Annotated in this window: 18 protein-coding genes and 1 tRNA gene; 6 read left to right on the top strand and 13 right to left on the bottom strand. The window is 69.1% G+C overall.

What is annotated here, in order from left to right; all coding sequences use genetic code 11:
* Positions 1-195 precede the first annotated feature (195 nt).
* Positions 196-269, bottom strand: a tRNA-Pro gene (locus ACFW9O_RS27365).
* A gap of 129 nt (positions 270-398) precedes the next feature.
* Here ACFW9O_RS27365 and ACFW9O_RS27360 point away from each other — a divergent pair.
* The gene (locus tag ACFW9O_RS27360; protein ID WP_384612954.1) at positions 399-1,103 is read left to right on the top strand and encodes a transketolase; all 705 of its coding nucleotides are present in this window, start codon (positions 399-401) and stop codon (positions 1,101-1,103) included.
* Positions 1,104-1,155: 52 nt separating this feature from the next.
* Positions 1,156-2,055: a transketolase family protein gene (locus ACFW9O_RS27355; RefSeq protein WP_384612952.1), complete on the top strand. Its 900-nt coding sequence runs from the start codon at positions 1,156-1,158 to the stop codon at positions 2,053-2,055.
* A gap of 7 nt (positions 2,056-2,062) precedes the next feature.
* Here ACFW9O_RS27355 and ACFW9O_RS27350 read toward each other — a convergent pair whose 3' ends face one another.
* The gene (locus ACFW9O_RS27350; RefSeq protein ID WP_384612950.1) at positions 2,063-2,434 is read right to left on the bottom strand and encodes an MmcQ/YjbR family DNA-binding protein; all 372 of its coding nucleotides are present in this window, start codon (positions 2,432-2,434) and stop codon (positions 2,063-2,065) included.
* 198 nt (positions 2,435-2,632) lie between these two features.
* On the opposite strand from ACFW9O_RS27350, the gene ACFW9O_RS27345 reads away from it, so the two are divergent.
* The gene (locus ACFW9O_RS27345; RefSeq protein WP_384612948.1) at positions 2,633-6,130 is read left to right on the top strand and encodes a ThuA domain-containing protein; all 3,498 of its coding nucleotides are present in this window, start codon (positions 2,633-2,635) and stop codon (positions 6,128-6,130) included.
* 4 nt (positions 6,131-6,134) lie between these two features.
* Complete coding sequence (locus ACFW9O_RS27340) at positions 6,135-6,992, top strand: sugar phosphate isomerase/epimerase family protein (RefSeq protein WP_384612946.1); 858 nt, start codon at positions 6,135-6,137, stop codon at positions 6,990-6,992.
* A 46-nt stretch (positions 6,993-7,038) separates the two neighbouring features.
* Here ACFW9O_RS27340 and ACFW9O_RS27335 read toward each other — a convergent pair whose 3' ends face one another.
* The gene (locus ACFW9O_RS27335) at positions 7,039-7,986 is read right to left on the bottom strand and encodes an NAD-dependent epimerase/dehydratase family protein (RefSeq protein WP_384612944.1); all 948 of its coding nucleotides are present in this window, start codon (positions 7,984-7,986) and stop codon (positions 7,039-7,041) included.
* Between the two features lie 149 nt (positions 7,987-8,135).
* On the opposite strand from ACFW9O_RS27335, the gene ACFW9O_RS27330 reads away from it, so the two are divergent.
* On the top strand, positions 8,136-8,855 hold the full coding sequence (locus ACFW9O_RS27330) for a TetR/AcrR family transcriptional regulator (RefSeq protein WP_384612942.1): 720 nt from the start codon (positions 8,136-8,138) through the stop codon (positions 8,853-8,855).
* Positions 8,856-8,931: 76 nt separating this feature from the next.
* Here ACFW9O_RS27330 and ACFW9O_RS27325 read toward each other — a convergent pair whose 3' ends face one another.
* From ACFW9O_RS27325 to ACFW9O_RS27315, 3 genes are read right to left on the bottom strand one after another with little or no spacing between them, the layout of a single operon-like run.
* Entirely contained in the window at positions 8,932-9,765 is an 834-nt protein-coding gene (locus ACFW9O_RS27325; RefSeq protein WP_384612940.1) for an ABC transporter ATP-binding protein, read from the bottom strand.
* Positions 9,762-10,781 (bottom strand): ABC transporter substrate-binding protein, encoded by a 1,020-nt coding sequence (locus ACFW9O_RS27320; protein ID WP_384612938.1) that lies wholly within the window; start codon positions 10,779-10,781, stop codon positions 9,762-9,764. Before ACFW9O_RS27320 ends, ACFW9O_RS27325 begins: the two co-directional genes overlap by 4 nt.
* A 25-nt stretch (positions 10,782-10,806) precedes the next feature.
* Positions 10,807-11,670: an ABC transporter permease gene (locus tag ACFW9O_RS27315; RefSeq protein ID WP_384612936.1), complete on the bottom strand. Its 864-nt coding sequence runs from the start codon at positions 11,668-11,670 to the stop codon at positions 10,807-10,809.
* Positions 11,671-11,914: 244 nt separating this feature from the next.
* On the opposite strand from ACFW9O_RS27315, the gene ACFW9O_RS27310 reads away from it, so the two are divergent.
* Complete coding sequence (locus ACFW9O_RS27310; RefSeq protein WP_384612934.1) at positions 11,915-12,940, top strand: LacI family DNA-binding transcriptional regulator; 1,026 nt, start codon at positions 11,915-11,917, stop codon at positions 12,938-12,940.
* 9 nt (positions 12,941-12,949) lie between these two features.
* Here ACFW9O_RS27310 and ACFW9O_RS27305 read toward each other — a convergent pair whose 3' ends face one another.
* The 7 genes from ACFW9O_RS27305 to ACFW9O_RS27275 form a co-directional block, all read right to left on the bottom strand.
* Entirely contained in the window at positions 12,950-13,531 is a 582-nt protein-coding gene (locus ACFW9O_RS27305) for a GAF domain-containing protein (RefSeq protein WP_351173826.1), read from the bottom strand.
* Positions 13,528-14,148: an ATP/GTP-binding protein gene (locus tag ACFW9O_RS27300; protein WP_351173824.1), complete on the bottom strand. Its 621-nt coding sequence runs from the start codon at positions 14,146-14,148 to the stop codon at positions 13,528-13,530. Before ACFW9O_RS27300 ends, ACFW9O_RS27305 begins: the two co-directional genes overlap by 4 nt.
* A complete protein-coding gene (locus tag ACFW9O_RS27295; protein WP_351173847.1) occupies positions 14,126-14,497 on the bottom strand; it encodes a DUF742 domain-containing protein in 372 nt (123 codons plus the stop codon). The genes ACFW9O_RS27300 and ACFW9O_RS27295 overlap by 23 nt, the downstream gene beginning before the upstream one ends.
* 2 nt (positions 14,498-14,499) lie before the next feature.
* Positions 14,500-14,934 carry a roadblock/LC7 domain-containing protein gene (locus tag ACFW9O_RS27290; protein ID WP_351173822.1) on the bottom strand — a complete coding sequence of 145 codons (435 nt, stop codon included), beginning with the start codon at positions 14,932-14,934 and terminating at the stop codon, positions 14,500-14,502.
* Positions 14,931-16,970 carry an ATP-binding protein gene (locus tag ACFW9O_RS27285; protein WP_384612931.1) on the bottom strand — a complete coding sequence of 680 codons (2,040 nt, stop codon included), beginning with the start codon at positions 16,968-16,970 and terminating at the stop codon, positions 14,931-14,933. Before ACFW9O_RS27285 ends, ACFW9O_RS27290 begins: the two co-directional genes overlap by 4 nt.
* A 460-nt stretch (positions 16,971-17,430) precedes the next feature.
* Complete coding sequence (locus ACFW9O_RS27280; RefSeq protein WP_384612929.1) at positions 17,431-17,850, bottom strand: hypothetical protein; 420 nt, start codon at positions 17,848-17,850, stop codon at positions 17,431-17,433.
* Complete coding sequence (locus ACFW9O_RS27275) at positions 17,843-24,769, bottom strand: RHS repeat-associated core domain-containing protein (RefSeq protein WP_384612927.1); 6,927 nt, start codon at positions 24,767-24,769, stop codon at positions 17,843-17,845. Before ACFW9O_RS27275 ends, ACFW9O_RS27280 begins: the two co-directional genes overlap by 8 nt.
* Positions 24,770-24,829 lie beyond the last annotated feature (60 nt).

The raw sequence follows: 24,829 nt of genomic DNA, 5'->3' as shown, positions 1-24,829 counted from the left end.
CCCTGTCGATCACCGCAGACCAAGACAGCCCACTCACCCGGCAAGCAGCCCGCCGAGCCGTCGCCCCACCCTCACCACGGCGAACCAGCCCCGGCCAGGGCGTGCGGCCACACGGCGGCCACCACGACCCCGAACGCACGAAAGGCCGCCCTCTCACGGATGAGAGAACGACCTCCGACCTGCGTTTCCGCACAGTCGGGACGACAGGATTTGAACCTGCGACCCCTTGACCCCCAGTCAAGTGCGCTACCAAGCTGCGCCACGTCCCGATGCCCGTCTGACCTGGTGTTTTCCCCTGGCCGAACGCGCATGAGAACAATACCGCACTTGGAAGGGTGGTCACGAACCCGTTTTCGGCCCTTGACCTCAACCATGCTTGATGTTCAACGCTGGGCGGCATGACGAACACGACTGCCGCCCAGCCGGTCCACGGGTACGGCGACCTGAACCGGCTGATGAGCCTGATGACGGGCGACGAGAAGCACGGGCCCGCCGCGACCTCCACCCTGGACGCCCTCTGGGTGCTGTACGACCGGGTACTGCGGGTCTCGCCCGCCACCGTCGACGCCCCCGACCGAGACCGGTTCCTGCTCTCGAAGGGCCACGGGCCGATGGCGTACTACGCCGTGCTGGCCGCACGCGGCTTCTTCGGCGCGGAGCTGCTGCCCGGATTCGGGTCGTACGACTCACCGCTCGGGCACCACCCCGACCGGCTGCTGGTACCGGGTGCCGAGATCGGCAGCGGATCCCTCGGACACGGGCTCCCCCTGGCCGTGGGCAGCGTGCTGGGGCTGCGCGCGCAAGGGCTGACCGACCCGCGCGTCTGGGTCCTGACCGGGGATGCCGAGCTGGACGAGGGCAGCAATCACGAGGCGATCGCCTACGCGGGCCCGGCCGGCCTGGAGCAGCTCCACACCCTGGTGATCGACAACGCCTCCGCCTCCTACGCCAGGCCCGGGGGCATCGCCGCACGGTTCGAGGCCGCCGGCTGGTCGGCCCGGACCGTGGACGGCCGGGACCACGAGGCGCTGTACGACGCCTTCACCGCGCCGCACCCCGGCAGACCCCACGCCGTGATCGCCCGTGTGACACCCAAGCGCTGAACGCCGCACCTCCGAGCAGGACGACCGAAACAGAACAATGGAGACCTATCCCATGGACACCATGCGTGACCGGTTCATCGCCACCACCTCGCGAATGCTGGACGAGGACCCCCGCCTCGCCCTGGTACTGGCCGAAATCAGCCGGGACGGCTTCGACCGGGCCGAGCGGACGCACCCGGACCGGGTGATCAACGTGGGGATCAGGGAACAGCTCCTCATCGGGGCGGGAGCCGGAATGGCTCTGACCGGGATGCGGCCACTCATGCACACCTTCGCCAGCTTCCTGGTGGAGCGGCCCTTCGAGCAGGTGAAGCTGGACCTGGGGCACCAGGGGGTCGGCGGTGTGCTGGTCAGCGCCGGGGCCTCGTACGACTGGCCGGCCGGTGGCTTCACCCACATGTCGCCGGGCGACGTCGCCCTCCTTGACACCCTCGACGGCTGGACGGTGCACGTGCCGGGCCACCCGGACGAGGCCGAGGCGCTCGTCCGGCAGGCGGTCGCGGCGGACGGCCGCGTCTACGTACGTCTCTCCCTCCAGTCCAACGCGAAGGGCCGCCCCGTCGGCGGGACCGGCTTCGGCACGGTCCGGGAGGGAGCGGGCGGCGTGGTCATCGCCGTGGGACCGATGCTCGACAACGTGCTCGCGGCGACGCAGGACCTGGATGTGACCGTGCTGTACGCGACCACGGTGCGGCCCTTCGACGCGGCGGGACTGCGCCGGGCAGCAGGCGCGGGCCCCGCCGCCGATGTCGTGGTCGTCGAGCCCTACCTGGCGGGTACGTCCACGGCTGCGGCGGGCGACGCACTCCTCGACCTGCCCCACCGCGTCCTCGGGCTCGGGGTGGGCCGGGCCGAGCTGCGCAAGTACGGACAGCCGGCGGAACACCTGGCGGCGCACGGCCTGGATCCTCGCGGCCTGCGACAGCGGATCACGGACTTCCTGAGTCCCTGAGTACCCCTCAGCCGCCGGAAGCGGGCGGCACGCTGAGCTCCGGGTGGGCGTCGAGCAGCTTGCGCGGGGCGGCCTGCCGCCAGGAGTCGGTGAGGACGGCGGTCAGCTCGGCCGCGTCCTCCAGAGCGCCGAGGCGCACCCGTAGCCAGGCGTAGTTGTCGTCGTGACCCTCGCGGACGAAGAACTTCTCCGGCTCGGAGGCGATCAGCTCGGCCCGGTCCTCGACCGGACACTTCACACCCATGGTCGTGTCGTCATCGCCCAGCGCGGCGAAGATCTTGCCCGCCACCCTGAAGGTGGGCTTCCCCCAGGCGAGCTTCTCGGCCGTGTCGGGCAGGGCCAGCGCGACGGCGCGTACATCGTCGGCGGTGATGGTCATCGAAGGTCCCCGATCCGGTGAGCTCCAGCGGCTGCGGTCCGTCCGACCGTAGCGCCCGGCACCGACAATCACGGGAAGTCCCACCGAGCGCTGCCGACCCATTGACCCCGCCGAAGACGTGAACCTACTCTGAACAACGCACTCCAGAAAGCGCTTTCTACACCCCACAGTCGGCTTCAACCGCACAGGGAGCGCCCAATGAGCAGCCGCCCGTTACGGAGCAGTCCCGCGTCCCGCGCCCTCCCCCCGCCCCTCATCGCCCTCACCGCGCTTCTGGCGCTGGTCCTCGGTCTGCTCGTGGCCTCGCCGCCGAGAGCCCAGGCAGCGCCGTTCCGTGTTCTGGTGTACTCCGAGGTCACGAACTTCACCCACGACTCGATTCCCGCCGGGATCGAAGCGGTGAGGAAACTCGGCGCCGAGAACGGATTCGAGGTCGAGGCGACGGACGACTCGGCCGTCTTCAACGGCACCGACCTGGCCCGCTTCCAGGCGATCGTGTTCAACAACACCAACTCCACACCGGAGAAAGGTGACTTGCTGACCGCCGATGAGCGCGCCGCACTGCAGAAGTACATCCGCGCGGGTGGCGGCTGGGTCGGTCTGCACGCCGCGTCCGCCAGTGAACGCGACTGGGACTGGTACGAGGGTCTCGTCGGCGCCATCTTCGACCAGCACCCGGCGGTGCAGACCGGCCGCGTCAAGGTCCTCGACCACGCGCACCCCTCCACCAAGGACCTTCCCGACCTCTGGGAACGTACCGAGGAGTGGTACAACTGGCGCACCAATCCGACCTCCAAGGTGCACACACTCGCGCAGATCAAGGTGCGCGACGGCATCGACGGCCTCGACGAGGGTGTGGACCATCCGTGGTCCTGGTGCCAGAACTACGACGGCGGCCGTTCCTGGTTCACCGCGGGCGGACACGCGGCCTCGGCCTTCCAGGAGGAGGGCTTCGTCAAGCACCTGCTGGGCGGCATCGAATGGGCCGCGGGTGCCAAGGAGGGTGACTGCACGGCCACCCGGACGGGCTCGTTCCAGCGCACTGCACTGGCCACCAGCGATCTCGCCGACCCGTTCGAACTGGCCGTGGCCCCCGACCGACGGGTGTTCTTCGCCCAGCGCACCGGAAAGCTCAAGGTCATCGACCAGGAGACCATGAAGGTGTCCACGGCGCTGGACTTCGCGTACACACCGGAGATGACCAGTCAGTCGGACGGACTCCTCGGCCTCACGCTCGACCCCGGGTTCGCCGAGAACAACTGGCTCTATCTGCTGCACTCCGACAAGACGGAGAAGCGCCTGAACCTCTCCCGCTTCACCGTCTCGGGGAACACCGTCGATCCCGCGTCCGAGAAGCGTCTGCTGACCGTTCCGACCTTGCGGGGCGAAGGCAGGGCCAACTCCCACATGGCCGGTTCGCTGACCTTCGACAAGGCCGGCAATCTGTACGCGGCGACCGGCGACAACACCGATCCGTTCGCTTCCGACGGCTTCGCGCCCATCGACGAGGGCGAAGGCCGCCGCGCGTGGGACGCGCAGGGCACCTCGGGCAACACGAACGACCTGCGGGGCAAGGTTCTCCGGATCACCCCGCAGGAAGACGGCACGTACACCGTGCCCGAGGGCAATCTCTTCGCACCCGGCACGGACAGGACCCGCCCGGAGATCTACGCGATGGGCATGCGCAATCCGTTCCGGATCACGACGGACCCGCTGAGCGGCGCGCTGATGGTCGCGGACTACGGCCCCGACGCCAGGCAGGCCGTCGCGGGACGCGGGCCCGAGGGGACGGTCGAGTACACCCGGATCACCGAGGCGGGGAACTTCGGCTGGCCGTACTGCACGGGCAACAACACCCCTTTCAACGACTACGACTTCACGACGAAGACCTCGGGTCCGGCCTTCGACTGCGACGCGCTCGTCAACGACTCGCCGAACAACACGGGTCTGCGCGAACTGCCGCCCGCCCAGCCGGCCACCGTCTGGTACGCCTACTCCGCGTCCGCCGAGTTCCCGGAGCTCGGCACCGGCGGCGGCGGCCCGATGAGCGGCCCCGTCTACGACTACGACCCGCAGAACACCTACCGGACCAAGTTCCCCGAGTACTTCGAGGGGAAGTGGCTCAACTACGAGCTGACCCGCCGCTGGTTCAAGACGTTCTCCTTCCAGCGGGAGGGGCAGACCTTCTCGGATCCGAGGTTCGCTCCCGTGGCGGCCGGCGATCTCCAGTCCATCAACGGCGTCTTCGCGGACATGGAGTGGAACCAGCCGTTCGACGCCGACTTCGGCCCTGACGGGGCGCTGTACGTCATCGACTTCGGGCTCGGCAGCGGTACGGGCCGGGGTGGCAGCAACGAGGGTGCGGGTATCTACCGCATCGACTACGTCGGTGACGGCCGACTGCCCGACGCGAAGATCACCACCGATCGCGACAACGGCTCCGCGCCCCTGACCGTCGCGTTCTCCAGCGCCGGATCCGGACTCCCGGGCGAACAACCGGTCACGTACGCATGGGACTTCGACGGCAACGGCAGCACCGACTCGACGGCAGCGAACCCCTCGTACACCTACCGGACCAAGGGCCTGTTCACGGCGCGCCTCACGGTCACCGGGCCGGGCGGTCTGACGGCGCTCGCGGTCCAGGACATCACCGTCGGCAACAACAGACCGCAGGTGACGATCCAACAGCCGCCGGACGGCGGGATGTTCAGCTTCGGCGACACCATTCCCTTCACCGTGAAGGTGAAGGACAAGGAGGACGGCCGGGACGCGCCGATCGACTGCTCACGGGTCGTGGTGCAGTCCCAGCTCGGCCACGACACGCATCTGCACCCTCTCGACAACTACACGGGGTGCACGGGTGAGATCGTCACGGATGCCGGTGACAGCCACGGGCCGGGGCAGAACCTCTACTACGGGATCACCGCGCAGTACACGGACAAGGGTGCCGCGGACTCCCCCGCGCTCACCGGCTCGACGTCGCTGACGCTGCGCACCACGTTCAGGGAGGCCGAGCACTTCACCGCGACCGGAGGCACGCACGACGGTGTGGTCGTCGCCGCCCGGGCGGACGCCTCGGGCGGCAAGCGGCTGACGGAGATCGAGGACGGCGACTGGGTCGCCTTCGACCCGGTGAACCTCAGGAACATCACGTCGGTGACGGTCGGTGCGGCGTCCGGCGGCCTCGGCGGGACGGTGGAATTCCGGGCCGGTTCACCGGACGGCCGGCTGCTCGGCTCGGTGACCGTCCCGAACACCGGCGGCTGGGGCACGGTCGTGTCGCCGACGACGGCCCTGGAGAACCCCGGCAGCAGCACGAAGCTGTACGCGGTGTTCACCAACTCCGGGTGGAGCAGTGAGAAGGCCGATCTCTTCGCGGTCGACTGGCTGCATTTCAACGGCTCCGGCGTGGAGAAGCGGCCCGGTACGAAGGTCGGCGTGAAGGCGGCCCCGGTCGGCGGTGGCGCGCCGCTCGCGGTGTCGCTGAGCAGTGTGATCCAGCCGGTGAGCGGGCGCACGATCGCCTCGTACCACTGGGACTTCGGTGACAACACGGATCCGGCCGCCCCGGAGGGCGCGACCGCCACGCACACCTATGCCCGGGCGGGTGCGTACACGGCGCACCTGACGGTGACCGACGACAAGGGCGACACCAGCACCGGATCGGTCCGGATCGACGTGAGTGGAGGTCAGTGACGTCATGAACGGCACACGAAGAGCGTTTCTCGGTTCGGCCCTGGGCGTCGCCGCGGCGGCGGCAGTGGGTACGGGAACGGCGTCGGCCGCTCCGGCCGGCTGTCGCAGGCGCATCCCCCCGTCCGGCATCGGTATGCACCTGTACACGATGCGTACGCCGCTGGCCGCGGACTTCGGGGGCACCCTGGAACGGCTCGCCGAGATCGGCTACGCCACGGTCGGGGTGAGCGGTCGGCACGGGAACAGCGCGGCGGACATCCGTCGCATGCTCGACGGGACCGGGCTCGAAGCGGTCCTCGAACATGTCTCGTACGACATCGTGAGGGGCGCTGGGCTGCCGCAGGCGCTCGAGGACGTCCACACGCTGGGCGGCCGGTGGATCGTGGTGCCCAGCCTGCCCGGATCCCTGCACTCACCTGCCGGATACCGGCAAGTGGCCCGGGAGTTCAACAGAGTGGGACGGATCGCGCGCGAGTCCGGGCTGAAGCTGCTCTACCACAATCACGGCAGCGATCACGAGGTCGTGGACGGGGTGAGCCTGTACGACATCCTGCTCGCCGAGACCGATCCCGAACTGGTGGGTTTCGAGCTGGATCTGTACTGGGCGGCGAACGGCGGCGCCTCGGCTCCGGGCGAGCTCTTCGTACGTCATCCCAGGCGTTTCCCCGCACTCCACGTGAAGGACATGGCGCCCGACGGGGGCTTCGAGGACGTCGGGTCGGGCGTGCTGGACTTCCCGGCGATGTTCGACACGGCGCGCCAGGGCGGGGTGAAGCAGTGGCTGGTGGAGCACGACACGCCGGCTGACCCGTTCGCCACGGCACTGGCCGGCTACACGTATCTGTCGCGACTGCGGTACTGAGGCGGGCGCGGTCCGGCCCCGGGGGACTCGGGGCCGGACCGCGTTCTCAGTTGGCGGCGAGCAGCTCCCCGTACCAGGCGAGCGTGGCGTCCAGGGCTTCCGGGAGCGGCGTCGGGACCAGCCCGAACGCCTTCTCGATCGCCGAGGAGTCGAGCGTCTGCCCCTCGGTGTGCTGGTAGAACATCTCGGCGTACTCCGCCATGAAGACCTCGTCGAACGGGCCGAACGGACGGGGTTCGCCGACGACCGTGATGTTCAGGGGGCGGCCCACGCGCTCCTCGGTCATGGCGAGGATCTGCCGGGTGGTGAGTGCCGGAGCGGTGGGCAGGTGCCAGACCCGTCCGTCACCGTCCGGATTCTCGCCGAGGGTGGCGAGTCCCGCGGCGACATCCCCGATGTACGTGTAGCTGTGCGGCAGATCGATGTCGCCGAGTGCCGGGACCTCTCCCCCGGTGAGCGCGGCGGGGAAGACGGCGCCGCCCAGCGTGGAGTTGAGGACGCCGGGGCCCACGAAGTCGGCCGACCGGCCCAGCACGACACGGATACGGCCCTCGTCGTGCGCCGCGAGGTAGCGGGCGTCCAGCTCGGCGCGCATCACGCCCTTGCGGGTGGTCGCGTTCCACGGAGTGTCCTCGGTCATCACGGCCCCGTGCGTCTCTCCGTACGGGTAGAGCGTGTCGAGAACGACCAGGCGGGCGCCGGTCGCCTCGACGGCGGCGAGGACGGCCTTCTGGATCCGCGGCATGACCTCGACCTGGAGGTGGTAGCCGACGTTGACGCAGTGGTGGACGACGGCCGCGCCCTCCACGGCGGCGCGGGCGCCTCGCGCGGTGGCCACGTCGGCGGCGAACCGGTCGACGCCCTCTGTCTCGGGGCCCGTCCCGGACCGGTCGACCAGCCGGACCCGGTGGCCCCGTGTGACGAGCTCGCGGGCAAGTGCGCTGCCGGCCGGTCCGGCGCCGAGCACGGTGTGGAGGTCGGATACGGCGGTCATGGTGGGCTCCTTCGCCTAGGTGAACTGCTACGTCGCCTTGCAACTGTTAGAGACTGTAACTCTTGCGATGATGAATCACAATTCCTCTTGTTAGACTCCGTAACGAACGTGAGTGCAGATAGCAGTCGACGAGGATCGAGGAGCCGGGGATGGCCTCAGCCCAGCAGGGCCCGCGCGCCAGGTACCGGGAGCAGACCCGGTCGGAGATCAAGGAAACGGCCCTGCGGCAGCTGGCCGAGTCAGGTGTCGGCGCGCTCGCCCTGACCCGTGTCGCCAAGGAGATGGGGCTGTCGGGCCCGGCGCTCTACCGGTACTTCGCCAGCCGTGACGATCTGCTGAGCGCCCTGATCAGGGATGCGTACGACGACGCCGCCACGGCCGTCGCAGGGGCGGCGGCCGAGGCCTCGGCCGCCTCGCAGGGGCCTCGCGACCGCCTGCGGACGCTGGCCACGGCCTACCGGGCGTGGGCGGTCGCCGAGCCCCACCGCTATCTGCTGATCCAGGGCGCACCGGTACCCGGCTATGTGGCCCCGGACGACACACGGGACCGGGCCCGCGCGGTCCTCGGGCCGTTCCTGGCGGTCTTCGCGGAAGGGGATCCGGGGGCCGAGGTGGCCACGCTGGTGGCGGAGATGGCGGCCTGGCTCGCGACCGACGAGGCGGTGGGCGCCTGGGTCGCCGAGTACGCGGCGGACGCGGCCGGCGACACGCCGGCGCGGGCGCTGGCGGGCGCCGTGCTCGTATGGGCCCAGCTGCACGGCTCGGTGGGGCTGGAGGCGGCGGGACAGTTCGCCGGTATGGGGCATCACGGTGACACGCTGCTCACCGCGCAGATGGGTGTGCTCGCGGACGCGTTCGCGCTGTCCTGAACCGGGGTTCCGGGGCAGGGGCGACGGGCGGCCCCGGGCGCCGGACCGGGGTGCTCCCCCGGTCCGGCGCTCCGTGTCAGTCGTGTGCCGAGACCGCACCCAGCAGGTCGCGGATGCGCGTGGCCGCCGCGTGGAACTCGGGGCGCCCGAGGGTCTCGCTGTACTCGCGCTCGGCGGGCAGACCCACCTGGATGATCTCGGTGACGGTGCCCGGACGCGGACTCATCACCACCACCCTGTCGGCCAGGTAGACCGCCTCGGAGATCGAGTGCGTCACCAGGATCACTGTGGTCCCGGTCTCCCGCCGGATCCGGTTGAGCTCCATGTTCATCTGCTCGCGCGTCAGCGCGTCCAGCGCGCCGAACGGCTCGTCCATCAGCAGCACCGGCGGCTCGTGCAGCAACGCCCGGCACAGGGCCACCCGTTGCTGCATCCCGCCGGACAACTCATGGGGGTACGCGTTCTCGAAGCCACTCAGGCCTGTCATCCGGATCAGGGCGTCGGCCTTCTCGCGTGCCACGGCTGGAACCATCTTCCTGATCTCCGCCTGGAGCAGGATGTTGCGGCGCGCGGAGCGCCATTCGAGGAGAGCGGCGCGCTGGAACACGTAACCGATGTCGTGGCGTGGCCCCTTGACCTGCTCCCCGCCGACCCGGACGTCGCCCACGGTCGGGTTGAGCAGTCCGGCGACCAGCTTGAGCAGGGTCGACTTGCCGCATCCCGAGGGTCCCACGACGGCGACGAACTCTCCCGGCGCCACGTCGAGGGACACCTCCTGGACCGCCGTGACATCACGGTCCCTGCCGCGGAACCTGACCGAGACGTCCGTCAGCCCGACGGCCGGGGTGACCGTCACGGCCGCCTCCGCCGGCAGCTTCCCCGTCCTCGCGTCCTCCTTCGGCATCGTCATCCCTTCAGCGCCGACTTCTGGTCCCAGTAGTCCGACACGGCCTTGGGCTTGCCGACCAGTCCCGCCTCGGCGAAGACGTCGACGGTCTGCTGCCAGTCGGCCTCGGTGTTGACTCCGGGCGCCTTGCCCTGGGTCGAAGCGGTGTGCAGCAGGGTGAGCGTCGTGGCGAACTGCTCCGCCAGGACCGCCTTCGGAGGCAGTTGCTCCGAGGCACCCTCCATCGAACTGACGGCGGGCTCGGGGGCCTTCTCCGCCGCCGCCCACGACTCGCTGACGGCCCGCACCATGCGCTTGGCGAGATCGGGCTTCGACGCGAGGATCCTCTGACCGGCGAGCAGTCCGTTGGAGTAGAAGTTCAGCCCGTGCTCCGAGAAGCGCAGGTACGAGACGGGCTTGCCGGCCTTGTGCTGCATGGTGGGGCCCTGGTCGCTCGCGTAGCCGAGCAGACCGTCGGTCTTCCCCGAGATCACCGCGGCGATCTTGCCCGCCGGGTCGGTGTTCTGGACCTTGACGTCCGAATCGCTCAGCCCGTTCTTCTTCAGGAAGATCGGGAAGGTCTTCGACAGCGCGTCACCCGCGGTGCCGGCGATGGTTCTGCCCTTCAGATCCGCGGGCGTCTTGATGCCCTCGGCGTCGAAGGACTGCACCGAGGCGGGGGTGGTCTGGAGGAAGACGCCGAGACTCTTCACCTTGACGCCGCTGTCGACCCCGGCGAGCAGCGCGGGGGTGTCGGCCCAGCCGAAATCGGTCTGCCCGGCGGCGGTCGCCTGCACCGTCTTCTGCGAGCCCTGGCCGGCCTGGATCTTCAGGTCGATGCCGTGCTTCTCGAAGATCTTCTGCTGCTTGCCGTAGTAGAACGGCGCGTGCTCGCCGTACGGATACCAGTTGAGTGTCAGCGTGACCTGGTCGAGCTTCTTGCCGGAGTCGCTGGTGGTGGTCGCCGGCTCGTTCCCGCCGCAGGCGGTGACCATCAGGACGAGGGGGACGACACCGATCAGGAGTCTGCGCGCATGCATGGGCTTGGCCCTTCTCACGACGAGGTCAGTACGAGGTGGTGGCGGAGGTTTCCCTGCGGCTGGCGTGCCAGGGGAGCAGGAGCTTCTCGGCGATCTCCACGGCGACGAACAGGACGACGCCGATCAGGGACATCACGAGCAGCCCGGCGAAGAGCATCGGGGTGTCGAGATTGCCGTTGGCCTGGAGGATCACGTAACCGAGTCCTTCGTTGGCGCCGACGAACTCGCCGACGACCGCGCCGGTCACAGCCAGCGTGACCGCGACCTTGAGCCCCGAGAAGAGGTGGGGCAACGAGGCAGGGAAGCGGATCTTCACGAAGGTCTGCCAGGGTTTGGCGCCCATGGTCGCCGACAGCTGGAGCATCTCCGGGTCGACCGCCTTGAGGCCGGTGACCATCGAGATCACCACCGGGAAGAAGGCGATGAGGACAGCGATGAGGATCTTCGGCGCGATACCGAATCCGAGCCAGACGACGAACAGGGGGGCGATCGCGATCTTGGGGACGACCTGCGCGAAGAGCAGGATCGGGTAGAGCGTCCGCTCGACGGTCGACGAGTAGACCATGATCACGGCTGCCAGTACGCCGACAGCCACCGCGATGAGGAACCCGAGCAGGGTTTCGTATGTGGTCACCCAGGTGTGCTGCCACAGGTAACTCGTCTTGCCGGTCAGCACGTCGAGCGTCGCGCCGGGTGACGGTACGAGATACGGCTCCACGAGCTCGGCCGCCGCGATCACCCACCAGACGGCGAAGCACGCCAGCAGCAGCGCGACAGGACGCCAGCTCTGCTCGGCCGCGCGGGCGAGCCGCTCCCCCACGGAGGGTCCGGCCCGCCGGGTGACTCCCGCGATCTCCGCGGGGCTCTTGACCAAAGCGCTCTGGCTCACTGCAAACTCCCTGCATTCGTACGCGAGTTGTGGATTGCCGGGCAATTCTCAGGGGCCTGAGAAGGCGCTTTCAGAAAGCGCTTTCTGGTAAGGTCTGGCCACGCTAATGACTCATGGCGCGCAGGGTCAAGAGGTCGTCCCGAAGTTCGGGGCTCTGCCACCACCGCACCCCCGGGGGTTCGAGTTGAGTGAACGGGAAGCACCGGACCGGCCGGTTCCGCCGGACCGGGTACGGACGACGCACGTGACCCTGGACGCCGTGGCCCGCGAGGCCGGGGTCTCGCTCGCCACCGCGTCGCGAGCGCTCAACGGCACCACCCGGGTCCGCGACGACCTGCGGGAGCGGGTGCGCTCGGCGGCCGGCCGGCTCGGCTACATCCCGAACGCCCACGCCCAGGTCCTGGCCGGCGCGGGCAGCAACCGTACGGTGGGCGTCATCTGTCATGACGTCAGCGACCCCTACTTCGCGGGGGTGGCCAGCGGTGTGATGCGGGCGGCGGCCGAGCAGGACCTGCTGGTGATGCTGGCCTCCACCTTCCGTGAGCCGTCCAGGGAGATCGCGTACGTGTCCATGCTGCGGGCCCAGCGGGCCCGGGCCATCCTGCTGATCGGTTCCGGCTTCCAGGACCGGGCGTGGGAACGCGCCATGGACGCCGAACTGGCACCGTACGTACGCGTCGGCGGCCGGGTCGCCGTGGTCAGCCGGCACCGCAGCCTGCGGGTGGACACCGTGCAGCCGGAGAACCGTGCCGGTGCGGCCGCGCTCGCACGGTCGCTGGCAACGCTCGGGCACCGGCGGTTCGCGGTGCTCACCGGACCTCCGTCGCTGACGACGGTGTCCGACCGGCTCGCGGGATTCCGGGAAGGGCTCGCGGAGGCGGGCATCGGCCTCGAGGTGGTCGTGGAGGGCGCGTTCACCCGGGAGGGCGGCCATCAGGCGGCCCTCCGGCTGCTCGCCCGCGAAGGGCCCAGGCCGACATGTGTGTTCGCGGTGACCGATGTGATGGCCGTCGGCGCTCTGGCAGCGCTCCGGGAGGCGGGGCTGGACGTGCCGGGGGACGTGTCCCTGGCCGGGTTCGACGACATCCCCCTCGTACGGGAACTGTCGCCGCCGCTCACGACGGTGGCCCTGCCGCTCACCGCGATGGGTGAGAGCGTGATCGCGCTGGCACTGCGGGAACCGGGGGGCGGGCAGCACCGTTCGCGGGTGGTCCGCATCGAGGGCGAGGTCGTCCTGCGCGCCAGTACGGGCAGGCCGCCGGCGGAATGACCGGCCGGTTCAGCCGCGGGGCCCGTCCCGGCGGTCGATCTGCCCGACGAGTTCGCGCGCCAGCAGTTTGATGGTGTCCAGCCCCGCCCGGCCCCAGGGGCGCGGCACGGTGTCGACGGCGCAGACCGTACCGAGCGCCACACCTGTGCGGTCGATCAGCGGAGCTCCGAGATAGGAGCGGATTCCCATGTCGTCGACGACCGGATTGCCCGCGAAGCGCGGGTAGTCGCAGACGTCCTCCAGCACAAGGGCCTTGCGCCGTACGAGGACATGCGGGCAGTAGCCGTGGTCTCTGGCGAGATGACGGATCCCGCGGCCGCTGCCCGCCGCGACCGCACCGAGGCCGGACCCCTCACGGGTGCCGGCCGGGGTGTGCAGCCCGGCGAAGAACTGCCGGTTCTCATCGATGAAGTTGACCATCGAGAACGGCGTCGCGGTCACTTCGGCCACCCTGTCGGCGAAGGCGTCGAAGCTGTCGAACGACGTGTCGGTGCGCTCTCCCAGCCCGAGCCTGCGCAGCCGGGCGCCCCTGACGGGCCCGTCCCTGTCGACCGGTGTGAGCAGGGGCCGTTCCGTCCCGTGAGGGATCACGGACGGGCCCCGAAACCGGAGAGCGGTGCCGGGGCGGTCGCGTTGATGAGGTGCTGGACCAGGGTGACGAGCGCCCCGGTGCCCGAACTGGCGATCCTGGCGTCGCAGAGCACGACCGGTACCTCGGGTCCGAGGTCGAGGGCCGCCCGCACCTCGTCGGGTTCGTAGCGGTAGGCGCCGTCGAACTCGTTGACCGCGACGACGAATCCGATGCCCCGCCGCTCGAAGAAGTCGACGGCCGCGAAGCACTCCGCGAGCCGGCGTGTGTCGGCGATCACGACAGCTCCCAGCGCACCCTTGGAGAGTTCGTCCCACATGAACCAGAACCGCTCCTGGCCGGGTGTGCCGAAGAGGTACAGCACATGCTGGTCGGAAAGCGTGATCCGGCCGAAGTCCATGGCCACGGTGGTGGCCGTCTTGGACTCGATGCCGTCGAGGTTGTCGGTCCCCACGCTGACCTGGGTCAGCAACTCCTCGGTGCTCAGCGGCGCGATCTCGCTGACGGCGCCCACGAACGTGGTTTTGCCGACGCCGAATCCCCCCGCGACCAGGACTTTGAGGGCCACGGGAAAGAATTCGGAGCCTTGGGTGCTGTCAGAGCTGTCGTCGTAGACCATCGAGCACTGCCTCCAGCAGGGATCGGTCGGTGGGCATGTCATGGAATGCGGGGGCGTGCGCGGTGACTGCGCCGCAGTCGACCAGGTCGGACAGGAGCACCTTGGTGATGACGGCGGGCAGCCGGAGATGCGCGGCGACCTCGGCCACCGAGGTCGGGCCGCCGCACAGTTCCAGCGCCACCGTGTGCTCGGGGCCGAGGTGTACCTGTGGCTCGCTCCCCGTCGCCATCACCAGCGACAGCAGATCGAGCACGGTGGTCGGCCGGGTGCGGCCGTTGCTCACGGTGTACGGGCGGATGAGCCGGCCGGCCGCATCGTCGAGCAACGGCCCGTCCTGCGGGGCCGGCACTCTCACAGCCCCGGGGTGAACGGTGCTCCGGCGGCTTGCCGGAGCGGAGTCGTCAGGTACGGGCGGACGCTCTTGACCAGCATGGCCATCTCGTAGCCGAGCACTGCGGCATCCGCCTCGCGGCCGGACAGGACGGCGAGACAGGTTCCGGATCCGGCGGTCGAGACGAACAGCAGCGTCGAGTCGAGCTCCACCACCACCTGCCGCACGTCGCCGTTGTCACCGAACCGGGCGCCTGCGCTGCGGCCGAGGGAGTACAGCCCCGCGGCCAGGGCCGCCATGTGGTCGGCGCTGTCGGCGTCCATGCCGTGGACGGATTTCACCAGGCCGTCGGCCGAGAGCAGGACCGCGCTGCGTGTGTACGGCACGCGCTGGACCAGCCCGCTCAGCAGCCAGTCGAGGTCCGCGACCTGACCGGACGGCATATCGCTCGTCATGGTGACTCCTTGAAGGTGTTCTCGGTTCGTGGATCCGATTCGGGCAGCCGGAGGCCCGGGAAGGCCTCCCCGGACGGCTCCGCACCGGCCTGCGCGGCCCTGAGGCCGCGGACCGGCAACGGGGCCGGGGCGTGGGTCCGCTGCGCACCGACGGAGGGGAAGTGACCTGGCGTCGTCACGGGCCGGGGGTCCGGCGTCGCACGCTGCGGGGAGCCGTCGGAGGGGTCGTAGGAGGGTGCGGGCTCCGGGTCCTCGGCCGACCGGGCCTCGGCCAGGTCGACCCCGCGCCGGAAGGCGGCCATCAGGCCCGGGTCGTGCAGGGCGTCCTCGTCCTCCGTACGGGGGACGGGAGCTTCCCTCAGTTGCGGTACCAGGTGCTCCTGGTTGCTGCGCCTGGGGAGCTGGGGACGGCCCGGGGCGTCCGCGACGGCAGCGGCGGGGGCACTCGTGGCCGCCACCGCGCCGTCCTGGGGCGGGACCGCCGTTCCGGTACGGGCGTCGCTGTCCCGGAAGGAGCCCGCGCCGGGCGGGGACGCGGCGGGGTTCGGGCCGTCGACCCGCTCGGCACGGAGCGGCAGCGGAGGCCCCTCGCCCGTGCGCCGTGCCTGCCGGGGCGGCTGGTCCAGCCGCGGTGGTGCCTGAGCCGCCTGCGGCAGTGGGGCCGGGGCGGCCTGCCGCAGTGGGGGCTGGGCGGCCGCCGGAGGCAGGGGGGCGGCGTCCTGGGCGGGTGGCCGGTGTGCGGCTCCGAGCGGCGGAACCGGCGCGGCGCCTGCCCGTACGGCGGTCTCGTCGTCGATGCCCAGGAGTACCTGCGGCAGCACCAGTACCGCCTGCGTGCCGCCGTAGATGTTGCTCTGCAGCCGTACGGCGATTCCGTGTCTGCGGGCCAGGGACGCGACGACGAACAGCCCGATCCGGCCGTCCTGGAGCAGGTGGGCGACATTGACCTGGTCGGGGTCGGCGAGCAGTGCGTTCATCCGCTTCTGCTCGGGGCCGGGCATGCCCAGCCCACGGTCCTCGACCTCCAGAGCGAGCCCCGCGGTGACGCGCTGGGCGCGGAGCAGGACCTGGGTGTGCGGGGCGGAGAACACCGTGGCGTTCTCCACGAGTTCGGCCAGCAGGTGGATCACGTCGGCGACGGCGTGGCCGCGCAGGGTTCCGTCGATGGGCGGCACCAGTTTGACCCGCGGATACTGCTCGACCTCCGCGATCGCCGAGCGCAGGACCTCGGTCATGGTCACCGGATTGCTCCACTGCCGCCGCGAGACGGCGCCGCCGAGCACCGCGAGGTTCTCGGCGTGCCTGCGGATGCGGGTGGCGAGGTGGTCGACGTGGAAGAGGCCCTTGAGCAGGTCGGGGTCCTCGACCTCGTGTTCCAGCTCGTCGAGGATCTGGATCTCGCGGTGCACGAGGGACTGCAGCCGTCTGGCCAGGTTGACGAAGACCTCGACCTTCTGTTCGTCCCCGGTGCTGTTGAAGAGCTGGGACGCCTGGACGACGGCCGCGACGGCCCCCTCCTGCGATCGGCTCAGTTCCTGGGCGAGCAGGTCGAAGGCGTCGGCATCGGGTGCGGCGGGCGTGGGGGTGCGCCGGGCGGGCACGGGTTCGCCGTCGCGGAGCTGCTCCACGAGCCGCTGGAGATCGGCGTCGCTCTGCGCGCTGGCGCGCCGGAGTGCGAGGCAGCGGTCGAGGACACCGGTGACGACGCGGTTCGCGCCGAGGAAGGCCGCCGCCACGGCGGCGACGGCCAGCGCCCCGGATCCGCCGAGCGCCGCCAGCAGACTGGCGGACGGGCGCACACCCGAGGACCGGATGGTGAAGATGACGGCCGCGGCCCCGCTCAGCACCGCGGCGACGGCCGGCAGCACGGCCGTCCGCATCACCTGTGGTCGCATTCGGGCGTCGGGGGCGGGCTGCGCGGCGCGCGGCCTGCTCGCGGCCGCGTGCGATCGGCTACCCGAACGGCCACCCGGACGGCCGTGCCGTCCGCCCTCGCGGCGTTCCGGCCGCGCGGTGGGTGCGCGAAGTTGAGACATCATCGTCCTCGGTACGTGGGGCACCAGGAATCGGCATTCGTGTGGTGACACCTACGGTGGTCGGTCAGGCCCGGGTCAACGGCTGGACAGGCCCGACCGATATGAGCCCACCGTTGATCACCGGCAACACACGGTAGTCGCGTATCGCCCGTGTCCGCCGTGCAGTTGTCGAACTTGCCCACCATGCGTCCCGCTCTGGTATGAGGGTTCGCATGGGCGGCCGAATATGTCCGGCGCCGTATCCGACCGGTCATGCCGCAATCGAACTGACACGCCACGGAAGGAATGGTGCGGGAGCCGTGCGCCTGCCACTCCATGAATTCCGTGGCCCGCAGGGGACGATGCGGCCGAGGGGCCGCCTCTTGGGCATCCAAGGCATCGATGCTGCGACAGCAGGCAAAACCCGAAGAGGACCGCCTCGTGAAAGGCGGTCCTCCAGGGTCGTGTTCGCTGGATCAGGTCAGTCCGGTCTCCTCGCTCGCGCGGCGAAGTGGACCGGTTCTAGGGAGAATCCGGCTTTTCCGTCGACGAAGTCGGACACCCCGACCGCCACCTTCGAGCAGACCACCCAGCTGACGGCGTCCTCACTGCGCAGTGCGAGCGCCAGCAGCGGGTTCGGTCGAGGCCGGAGGTAGCCCGTGGCCGCGATCTCCTCCAGGAGGGCGTCGTCGGCCGACTCCAGGCTGAGACCACGAAACGTGCGGCCGATGTTCATCCGTTCCACCGCCTCGAACCGGATACCGATCGGCTCCGCGTCCTGGCCCTGGCCCGACAGGCTACGGATGAGCAGTTGGGAGTGCCCGATGCCGTAGAGCCACAGCTGGAAGGTCAGCGGACTCGACCAGAGGACGTTCTTCCCGGAATCCTGTGCCTCACTCAAACGGGTTCCCCACCTCTTTCCCCTTGCGGTACCAGGTCACCCTGCTCCACGCGCCGGACGACTTGCTGAGCCGATACATCTCCCACCGTGTAGCCCCTTGCATCTCGGGCTCCGGCTTGAGCGAACTACCCAGTTTGGCATACGCGACGGGATCGTCGATCCCGTCGAGGTTGACATGGATATTCGTCTTGCCGTCCTTGAGGAACTTGTTCACGTGCTCGTACCACCAGGAACTGTCATCCCATTCCTTGTAGGTGGTGGCCCCCCGCTCCATGGCGAAGATGTCCAGAGCCATGTCGTCACCGTTGACGGTCTGCTTGCCCAGCGCGATGTCGTCGCAGTTGTGCACGAGGACGGGAGTCGTACCCGCGGCCACGTAGTAGGCGTGCACACCGGCGATGGTGAGGTCGTGGGTGCGCTGCCGCTCGTCGAAGAAGCGCTGCCCCGTCAGCTGGACCCTGTCGCCCGCGGGAGTGAGCAGTTCCATGCCGGCCCGCATGTCACCGGCGTCGACCCACCGCTGCTCGGAATCGACCCAGAAGGGATGGGTCACCGTCGTGGTGAGGCTGGACGGCCCGTCCGTGGTGGCGACCGTCAGCTGCACGAAGTGCTTGTCGTCCTCCGTGACGATGGTGCGGACGACCTCGCGTGCCGAGTTCTTCCTGGTGCCCGGATCGGTGACGGTGACCTTGTCCCCGAGGGCGACTTCCTTGATCTCCTTCGTGGATCCATCGGCCATCAGGACTTTCGCGCCGGGCAGGAAGCTGTGGTTCTCACACGAGTCCCTGTCCTTCTTCTTCTTTTTCTCCCTTGCCTTCGCCTTCTTGGATTTCTCCAGCGCGTCCTTGGCCTTGTCCAGCCTCTTCTCGGCCTTGCGCATGCGGTTGATGGAGTCGTAGAGGTCGTCGATCAGCGTGAGAGCCTTGTAGATTCTCTTGCTCTTGAACAGCGCCTTCAGCGCTGATCCGACGAAGAGGGATCCGACTTCCACCGCGGCCTTCAGGCACGTGCCCACCGAGGGATTCGACGCGCAGTCCTGCAGCGCGTTGATTCCTACGATGTCCTTGACCTCTTCGATGATCTTCTCGGTCACCTGGGTGACCACCCGGTCGACGGAGGCACTGTTGCTCTGTGCCGCCTGGACCTCCTGCTCCTCCTCCGACGGCGGCGGCTTGGCGTCGCCGAACTCCCATCCGTTGGGCCCCATATGGCAGGTGATGAGCCCTTCCCAGCATTCGGCGGGAATGGATCCGGTGGGGTCGGAGAATGTGACAGGCGAGTTGTTGGCGTAGGCGTAGCCGTTCATCTGCTGGGCGTTGCCGAAGTCGATCAGCGGATCGACGGAGATGAACTTGCCCAGCACCGAGTCGTATTCCCGTGCCCCCATATGGGTGAGTCCGGTGCTCTCGTCGACGGTTCCGCCGACGAATCCCTTACTGCCGGGCCACGACGCGGGTTCGGTTCCCCGGGCGTTGCCGTAGGGGTCGAAGCGCCGCTGTGTGACGGCACCGGTCGCCGAGTCGACGGCCACGTCACCCGTGTTGTGGTGATCCGCGGAGAGGAACGTGACCTTGTTGTCGTCGGTGCGCACAGCCACGTCCTGGCCCGCGTGCGCATAGGTGCGTGTGGCCTCGACCTTGGACGTGCCCGCCTTCAGGTAGAGCTCGGTCCCCGGCAGGTACACCGTGGTGCCGTCGGTGTCCTTGCGCTTGATGCGGTCCCCGCTGGGACCGTAGAGATAGGTGGTATCCGACGCCTCGTTCTGCGGTGTCGTGGCGTCGTCGGGGTGGGAGACCTTGTCCAGCTTGCCGCCCACGTCCCAGGAGAGGGTCTCGGTGTTTCCGCCGAGGGTCCGCTCGTCCATGTTGCCCGCGGAGTCGTAACCGTAGAGCGACTGCTGTTCCCCGGTCGGGGACTTCTCCACGACCTTGGTGACGGCGTGCGGTCCGGCCGGGCCCTCACCGTAGGTGAAGGTGCGGGTGATGTCCTTGGTCGCGTCCAGGCCGGTGTCGTGCGTGACGTCCTGGGTCCGGTTTCCGATCTCGTCGTTGGTGTACGACTTCCAGTAGGCGGCCGGGCCGCCCAGTTCCTGGGCACCGGGGGCGGCGTTGCAGGCCGTGGGAGCGGCACCGTCCACGGGTGCCGTGGTGCCGACCGTTCCCGTCCCCTGGGCTGTCTCGGCGCTCGACTCGGGAGTCCACGCCTCGGACAGTCGCCTGTTCTGGTCGTACTGGAAGCACTGGACGTCCGGTGTGACCGCTCCCGACCCCGTGTCCGCGATGGACAGGATGTTGCCGGCCTTGTCGTAGCTGTATCCGCTGACCTTGGCCGGTCCGTTCGCCGATCCCGCGATGTCCAGCGTCGACCGTGACACGCGCTTGGTGCCGCGCTCGTAGTCGAAGCTCTGCCAGACCTTCTTCCCTCCGGCGTTCTGCTCCAGCTGCAGCAGTTCGGTGGTGGCCGACCAGACCGTGTCCGTGACATAGGTGGACAGGCCCGTCATCGAGACAGGCCGCTGGAGTTCGTCGTAGCCGAAGGTGACAGCCTCGGCGGACAGCCCGCCCGCGGCGGGAAGACCCGCGGACTGCACCGTGCCGTCCCTGTTGTAGGCGTTCGTGTACGTGTACGTGCCTGCCAGCGCCCCCTCCGAGGCCGGCACGACATAGGCGGTCGTCAACGGGCGGTACTGGTCGTCGAAGGACTGGACGGACGTCGCGTAGTACTCGGTCGCGCTGGTGTAACGCAGCGACGCGTACTGCTTGCCGAGCGCGCCGGAACGGTCGTACCGGTTCTCGGTGAGCTTCTTCCCACCGCTGGACGGACCGTCGTAGGTCGCCAGAACCCGGCCGAGGCCGTCGTAGGCGGTGGTGACCGTCGTATCGCGGCCCTCGTGCTTCACCGATACGGTTCTGTCGGCCTCGTCATAGCCGGTGATGATCGTACCGGCGTCGGGGTCGACCGTCTTCGTCCTGCGCCCACGCTGGTCGTAGTCGAAGGACCAGACGTTCTGCTTGGCGTCGGTCACGGTCTTCAGCTGACCGGCCGGGCTGTACGTGTACTTCGTCGACGTGTACGACGAGGGACCCGACGCCGCGGGACTCCCTGTCTGGTACTGCCGGAGTTCGGTCACCTGGCCCGAGGCATCGGTCAGGGACGTGGTCGGGACCCCTCCCTGCGGCGGGACCACATGGGTGCGGTCGCCCTCGTGCAGGGTGGTGGTACGCCACTGCTCGACGCCCGCGACGGCGAAGATCGTAGCCGTCAGGCGTCCCACGTCGTCGTATTCGTGACGCGTCTGGGACTCGACCTCACCGTTGCGCACGATCAGCAGCTGGTCGGACGGTGCGCCGGCGGCGTTGTAGGTGTCGTACGCGGTCTTGAGCTTGCCCCGGCTGTCGTAGAAGGTGTCAGCGACCAGACGGGTGCCGCCCGGCCCTTGGGCCTGGCGCTGGCGGGCACGCATCATGCTGTCGTACAGGGAGTACTCGGTGGAGTACGTGCCCCCTTCCTCGACGATCTCGGTCTTGATCGCCAGCGGTGCGTCCTTGCGCACCAGGTAGCTGTACTTGGTGTTCGGTGTCTGGTTGTCAGCCTTCTTGCGGTCCTCCAGCCACACACCGGAGACTCTGCCGAGACCGTCGAAGGCCACGTCGGTCCGCTTGCCGTTGGCGTCCCGCTTGCCCTTGGCCTGACCCCAGGCGGGCTCGTAGTCCGTGGTGTAGGCGTGGCCCGCACTGTTGGTCGCCTTGGTCTGCGTCGTCAGACCGTTGACCATGGTGTAGGTGGTTGTGGTCGCTCCGGTACCCGGTGTGGTCGCCGAGGTGGGCCGGCCGTAGCTGTCGTAGACGTTCTTGAACGTCTGCTGGTAGGTGGCGGTCGTTCCGTTGTGCGAGGCCAGCCGCTCGGCGGATGTCTCCAGGCCGCGGACCGGTGCCGCACCGTGCGCGAGGTTGTCGTAGTAGGACCTGCTGTCGGCCAGCACCTGAGTCTTGCGGTCCGGCGTCGCGGAGCAACCGACGGCCACCGTCTCCACTCTGGCCACACGGTCCAGGAAGTTCTGGGTGCCGTCGGTGTTGTCCGTGTACCAGGTACGCGTGCAGGTGTCGTCCTCGGCCGCGGCGTCCTTCTGCGCCTGCGTGGCGGTGGCGGGGACCACCAGGCCGAGGTCCTCGACCTGCGTGACGCGTCCGGTGCCGTTCGTCGTGTCGTACTCGGTCTCCGAACGGCTCTCGCGCCAGCCGCCCGCCTTCAACGCGGTGAAGCCTCGGGTGACCAGGGGCTTCACCAGGGTCGCGTTGACCGTTCCCCAGTCCTTGGTCTGGGTCGCGGAATGGTGCTTCCACGGCTTCTTGAGGACCTTGGTACTGACCGCGCCCTCGTTGTACACCTGGGTCTCGAGCTCGAAACCGGTGAAGTCCTCGTCGTCGGTGTATTCCGCGCCCGTGGAGTCGGTGACGCTCGCGGAGCGCGTGCCGCCGCCCGGCTTCTTGTCGCCGTTCAGGCCCTGGAAATAGGTGTAGTCGATGCGGGACCGCTGCTGGTCCTCGGCACCGCTGGTGACCTTGACCTTCCCGTAACCCTGCCATTCGCCCCAGGTCAGGAACTTCTCCGGGGTGATGCCGTCGGCCTTGGAATGCCGCCAGCCGGCCGGCCCCTGGTAGTCGTAGCGCGTGACCATCTTGTCGCCGCCGCCGGTGCGGTCCGTCTCGACGATCTCCGCGACGACGTACTTGTGGAACCAGTCGTCGATCGGTTCGATGTTTCCGGGGGCGGCCCACTTGACCGGGTAGCAGCGCTTGGTCGACAGGCCCGGCTCGGGCAGGGTCGGCACGGTGCACTCCGCCGGGGCGTAGTTGACGTCCAACTGCGCGCCCGTCTCACTCAGCACCGCGGAGAGCCGGAGCCGTTTGAAGGGCGCGATGTTGTCGCCGATCGCGTCGACACGGTTGTCCATCTGCTCGCCGAAGAGTTCCAGCGAAGGCACCTTGACCGCGGTACCCACCCGGCCCTCGTGGTCGATCTTCGACAGCCACAGGGTCTTGGAGTCGTCACCGTTGTCCAGGAACTCGTGGGTGAAGGACCAGGCGTCGACGTCCTGGTAGTTCGTCGCGTCCTTCCGCATCTGCGTGATGACGGCCTTGAGCCGCTTGGTGGTGAAGAAGGTGGCCGACGTCTGGTCGGGACCGCACTTCGTCGATGCCTTGCACTCCCGGTCGACGGGGACATCCGGCCACCGGGAGGCATTGGCCGTGGTGCGCTTGCTCTCCGCGCAGTCGAAACCGCTGTCGGGCAGGCATCGTTCGCCGATGTCGAAGGTCACGCGGGCCGGGGCCTTCGCCGCGTACACCTGGGTGTCCCGCTGGCCGTAGTCGATCCGCTTCAGATATCCGCCGCGGTCGTAGGCGGTGCCGTTGACGTCCGTCTTGCCGTTCAGCGCGTAGTGGTTGACCTCCTTCGCGTAGAAGTGGGACACCACGTTGTCGTGCGGGTCCTTGATGTAGTCGAGGTTCCAGCGCCAGGCCTGCTTGCAGTGGGCGTCGGCGAAGGTCGATTTGTAGCAGGGGTCACCGGAGTCGTCACCGAAGACAGGGACGGTCCAGGTGGAAGCGGTCTCCTCCTGGCCGGTGGTCCAGCCCGGAAGGTGGTTGAGACCGAAGTAGTACTCCTTGCTGTCCGGGGTGGTGATCCGCCAGTGCTCACCGTTGTCGTCGCCGTTGGTGGCACCGGTCAGCTTCTCGACCTTCGAACCGTCGGAGTTGGCGAGCTTCCAGTCGCCGGTCTTGTCGTCCTTGATGATCTGGGACGCACTGCCGTTGAGCATGATCGTGGCGTTGTCGAAGGCCCAGCACTGCTCGGCCGACCCGTCGTGGCCGTCCTCGGTGCAGGGCTTGTACTGGCGCTCGATGTAGCCGGATTCGTAGCTGAATCCTTCTCCCACCCAGGAGCCCTGGTTGTTGGTCGCCGATGTACGGCCGTCGGTCGACTGCGACTGGTAGGAGAGCCCGACCGTGGGAGTCAGACCTCCGGCCACCGGCACGGTACGCATGGGGTAGGACCAGGAGAAGCCGCCCGTCGACTGCGCGACGTTCCAACTGGCCGACGGAGTCAGGGAAGTGGCTCCGTAGGTGCCTTGGGAGGAGGAGCTCGCAGCGGCCAGGGCCACGAGCGACGTGCCCTTCGCCGACGCGGCGGACAGGGTGCCGGTCTCCCCCGCGGACGCGGTGACCACTGCGGTGGCCGTGTTCTCGACCGGGTCGTTGACCGTGGGCAGCGGTGTACCGAGGGAGGGACAGCCCTTGCTGCCCGGGGTGGCCACCGCCGCGCAGGCGGGTAGCTGGACCAGACGCAGTCGAGCGCCGTAGGAACCGCCGTAGGCCTCTTCGAAGGCCGAGTAGTCCACGGCGATTCGGACCTTGCCATCGGCGTCGGCCGCGTCCGCACGCCGGACGCGCAGGACCGCACCGGCCCCGAGGTCGTCCGCCCGCTCGGTGGGCAGGACGTCGACGGCGACCTTCGCCGGTGGAGTCGTGGTGGCGGCCGTCCTGTTCTTGGCAGCCCCCTTCCTGGCAGCCTTCGAGGGCACGGCCGTGACCGTGACGGGCAGCCCGCCGACCTTCACCGCGCGGGGCGAGGCGGCACCGACGGGTATCTCCGCACTACCGCCCGCGGGCCAGGTGGCCTTGTCCAACCGCTTGATCGAGGTCTTCTTCGCGGGATTCGCGGGTCGTGGCTCGGCCTTGCCGTTCTTCCCCTCCAGGGGATCGCCCAGGTTCTGCACACCGGGTCTGCCTCGGCCCTTGTCCTCGGCCGGGACGGCGTGCACCGTGTTCCCGGCCAAGGTGATGATCATGCCGAGGGCGGTGGCTGTGAACAACCGTCCGGCCATGCGCCGGCGCAGCCGCCGGCCATGAAATCGCATCACGTGTCTCCACACGTCGAAGAGGAATGAGTCGGAACGAAGGAGGTGTGCCGGCACCCG

This window comes from Streptomyces sp. NPDC059499, from assembly GCF_042749285.1.
Classification (GTDB): domain Bacteria; phylum Actinomycetota; class Actinomycetes; order Streptomycetales; family Streptomycetaceae; genus Streptomyces.
This window is presented reverse-complemented; position numbering and strand designations above follow the sequence as displayed.

What these genes read in the sequence shown, in the direction of transcription:
- ACFW9O_RS27355 (WP_384612952.1), top strand. Translation starts at nt 1,156, where the DNA reads ATGGACACCATGCGTGACCGGTTCATCGCCACCACCTCGCGAATGCTG.
- ACFW9O_RS27330 (WP_384612942.1), top strand. Translation starts at nt 8,136, where the DNA reads ATGGCCTCAGCCCAGCAGGGCCCGCGCGCCAGGTACCGGGAGCAGACC.
- ACFW9O_RS27290 (WP_351173822.1), bottom strand. Translation starts at nt 14,934, where the DNA reads ATGACGAGCGATATGCCGTCCGGTCAGGTCGCGGACCTCGACTGGCTG.
- ACFW9O_RS27285 (WP_384612931.1), bottom strand. Translation starts at nt 16,970, where the DNA reads ATGTCTCAACTTCGCGCACCCACCGCGCGGCCGGAACGCCGCGAGGGC.
- ACFW9O_RS27340 (WP_384612946.1), top strand. Translation starts at nt 6,135, where the DNA reads ATGAACGGCACACGAAGAGCGTTTCTCGGTTCGGCCCTGGGCGTCGCC.
- ACFW9O_RS27275 (WP_384612927.1), bottom strand. Translation starts at nt 24,769, where the DNA reads ATGCGATTTCATGGCCGGCGGCTGCGCCGGCGCATGGCCGGACGGTTG.
- ACFW9O_RS27320 (WP_384612938.1), bottom strand. Translation starts at nt 10,781, where the DNA reads ATGCATGCGCGCAGACTCCTGATCGGTGTCGTCCCCCTCGTCCTGATG.
- ACFW9O_RS27350 (WP_384612950.1), bottom strand. Translation starts at nt 2,434, where the DNA reads ATGACCATCACCGCCGACGATGTACGCGCCGTCGCGCTGGCCCTGCCC.
- ACFW9O_RS27345 (WP_384612948.1), top strand. Translation starts at nt 2,633, where the DNA reads ATGAGCAGCCGCCCGTTACGGAGCAGTCCCGCGTCCCGCGCCCTCCCC.
- ACFW9O_RS27325 (WP_384612940.1), bottom strand. Translation starts at nt 9,765, where the DNA reads ATGACGATGCCGAAGGAGGACGCGAGGACGGGGAAGCTGCCGGCGGAG.
- ACFW9O_RS27360 (WP_384612954.1), top strand. Translation starts at nt 399, where the DNA reads ATGACGAACACGACTGCCGCCCAGCCGGTCCACGGGTACGGCGACCTG.
- ACFW9O_RS27335 (WP_384612944.1), bottom strand. Translation starts at nt 7,986, where the DNA reads ATGACCGCCGTATCCGACCTCCACACCGTGCTCGGCGCCGGACCGGCC.
- ACFW9O_RS27300 (WP_351173824.1), bottom strand. Translation starts at nt 14,148, where the DNA reads ATGGTCTACGACGACAGCTCTGACAGCACCCAAGGCTCCGAATTCTTT.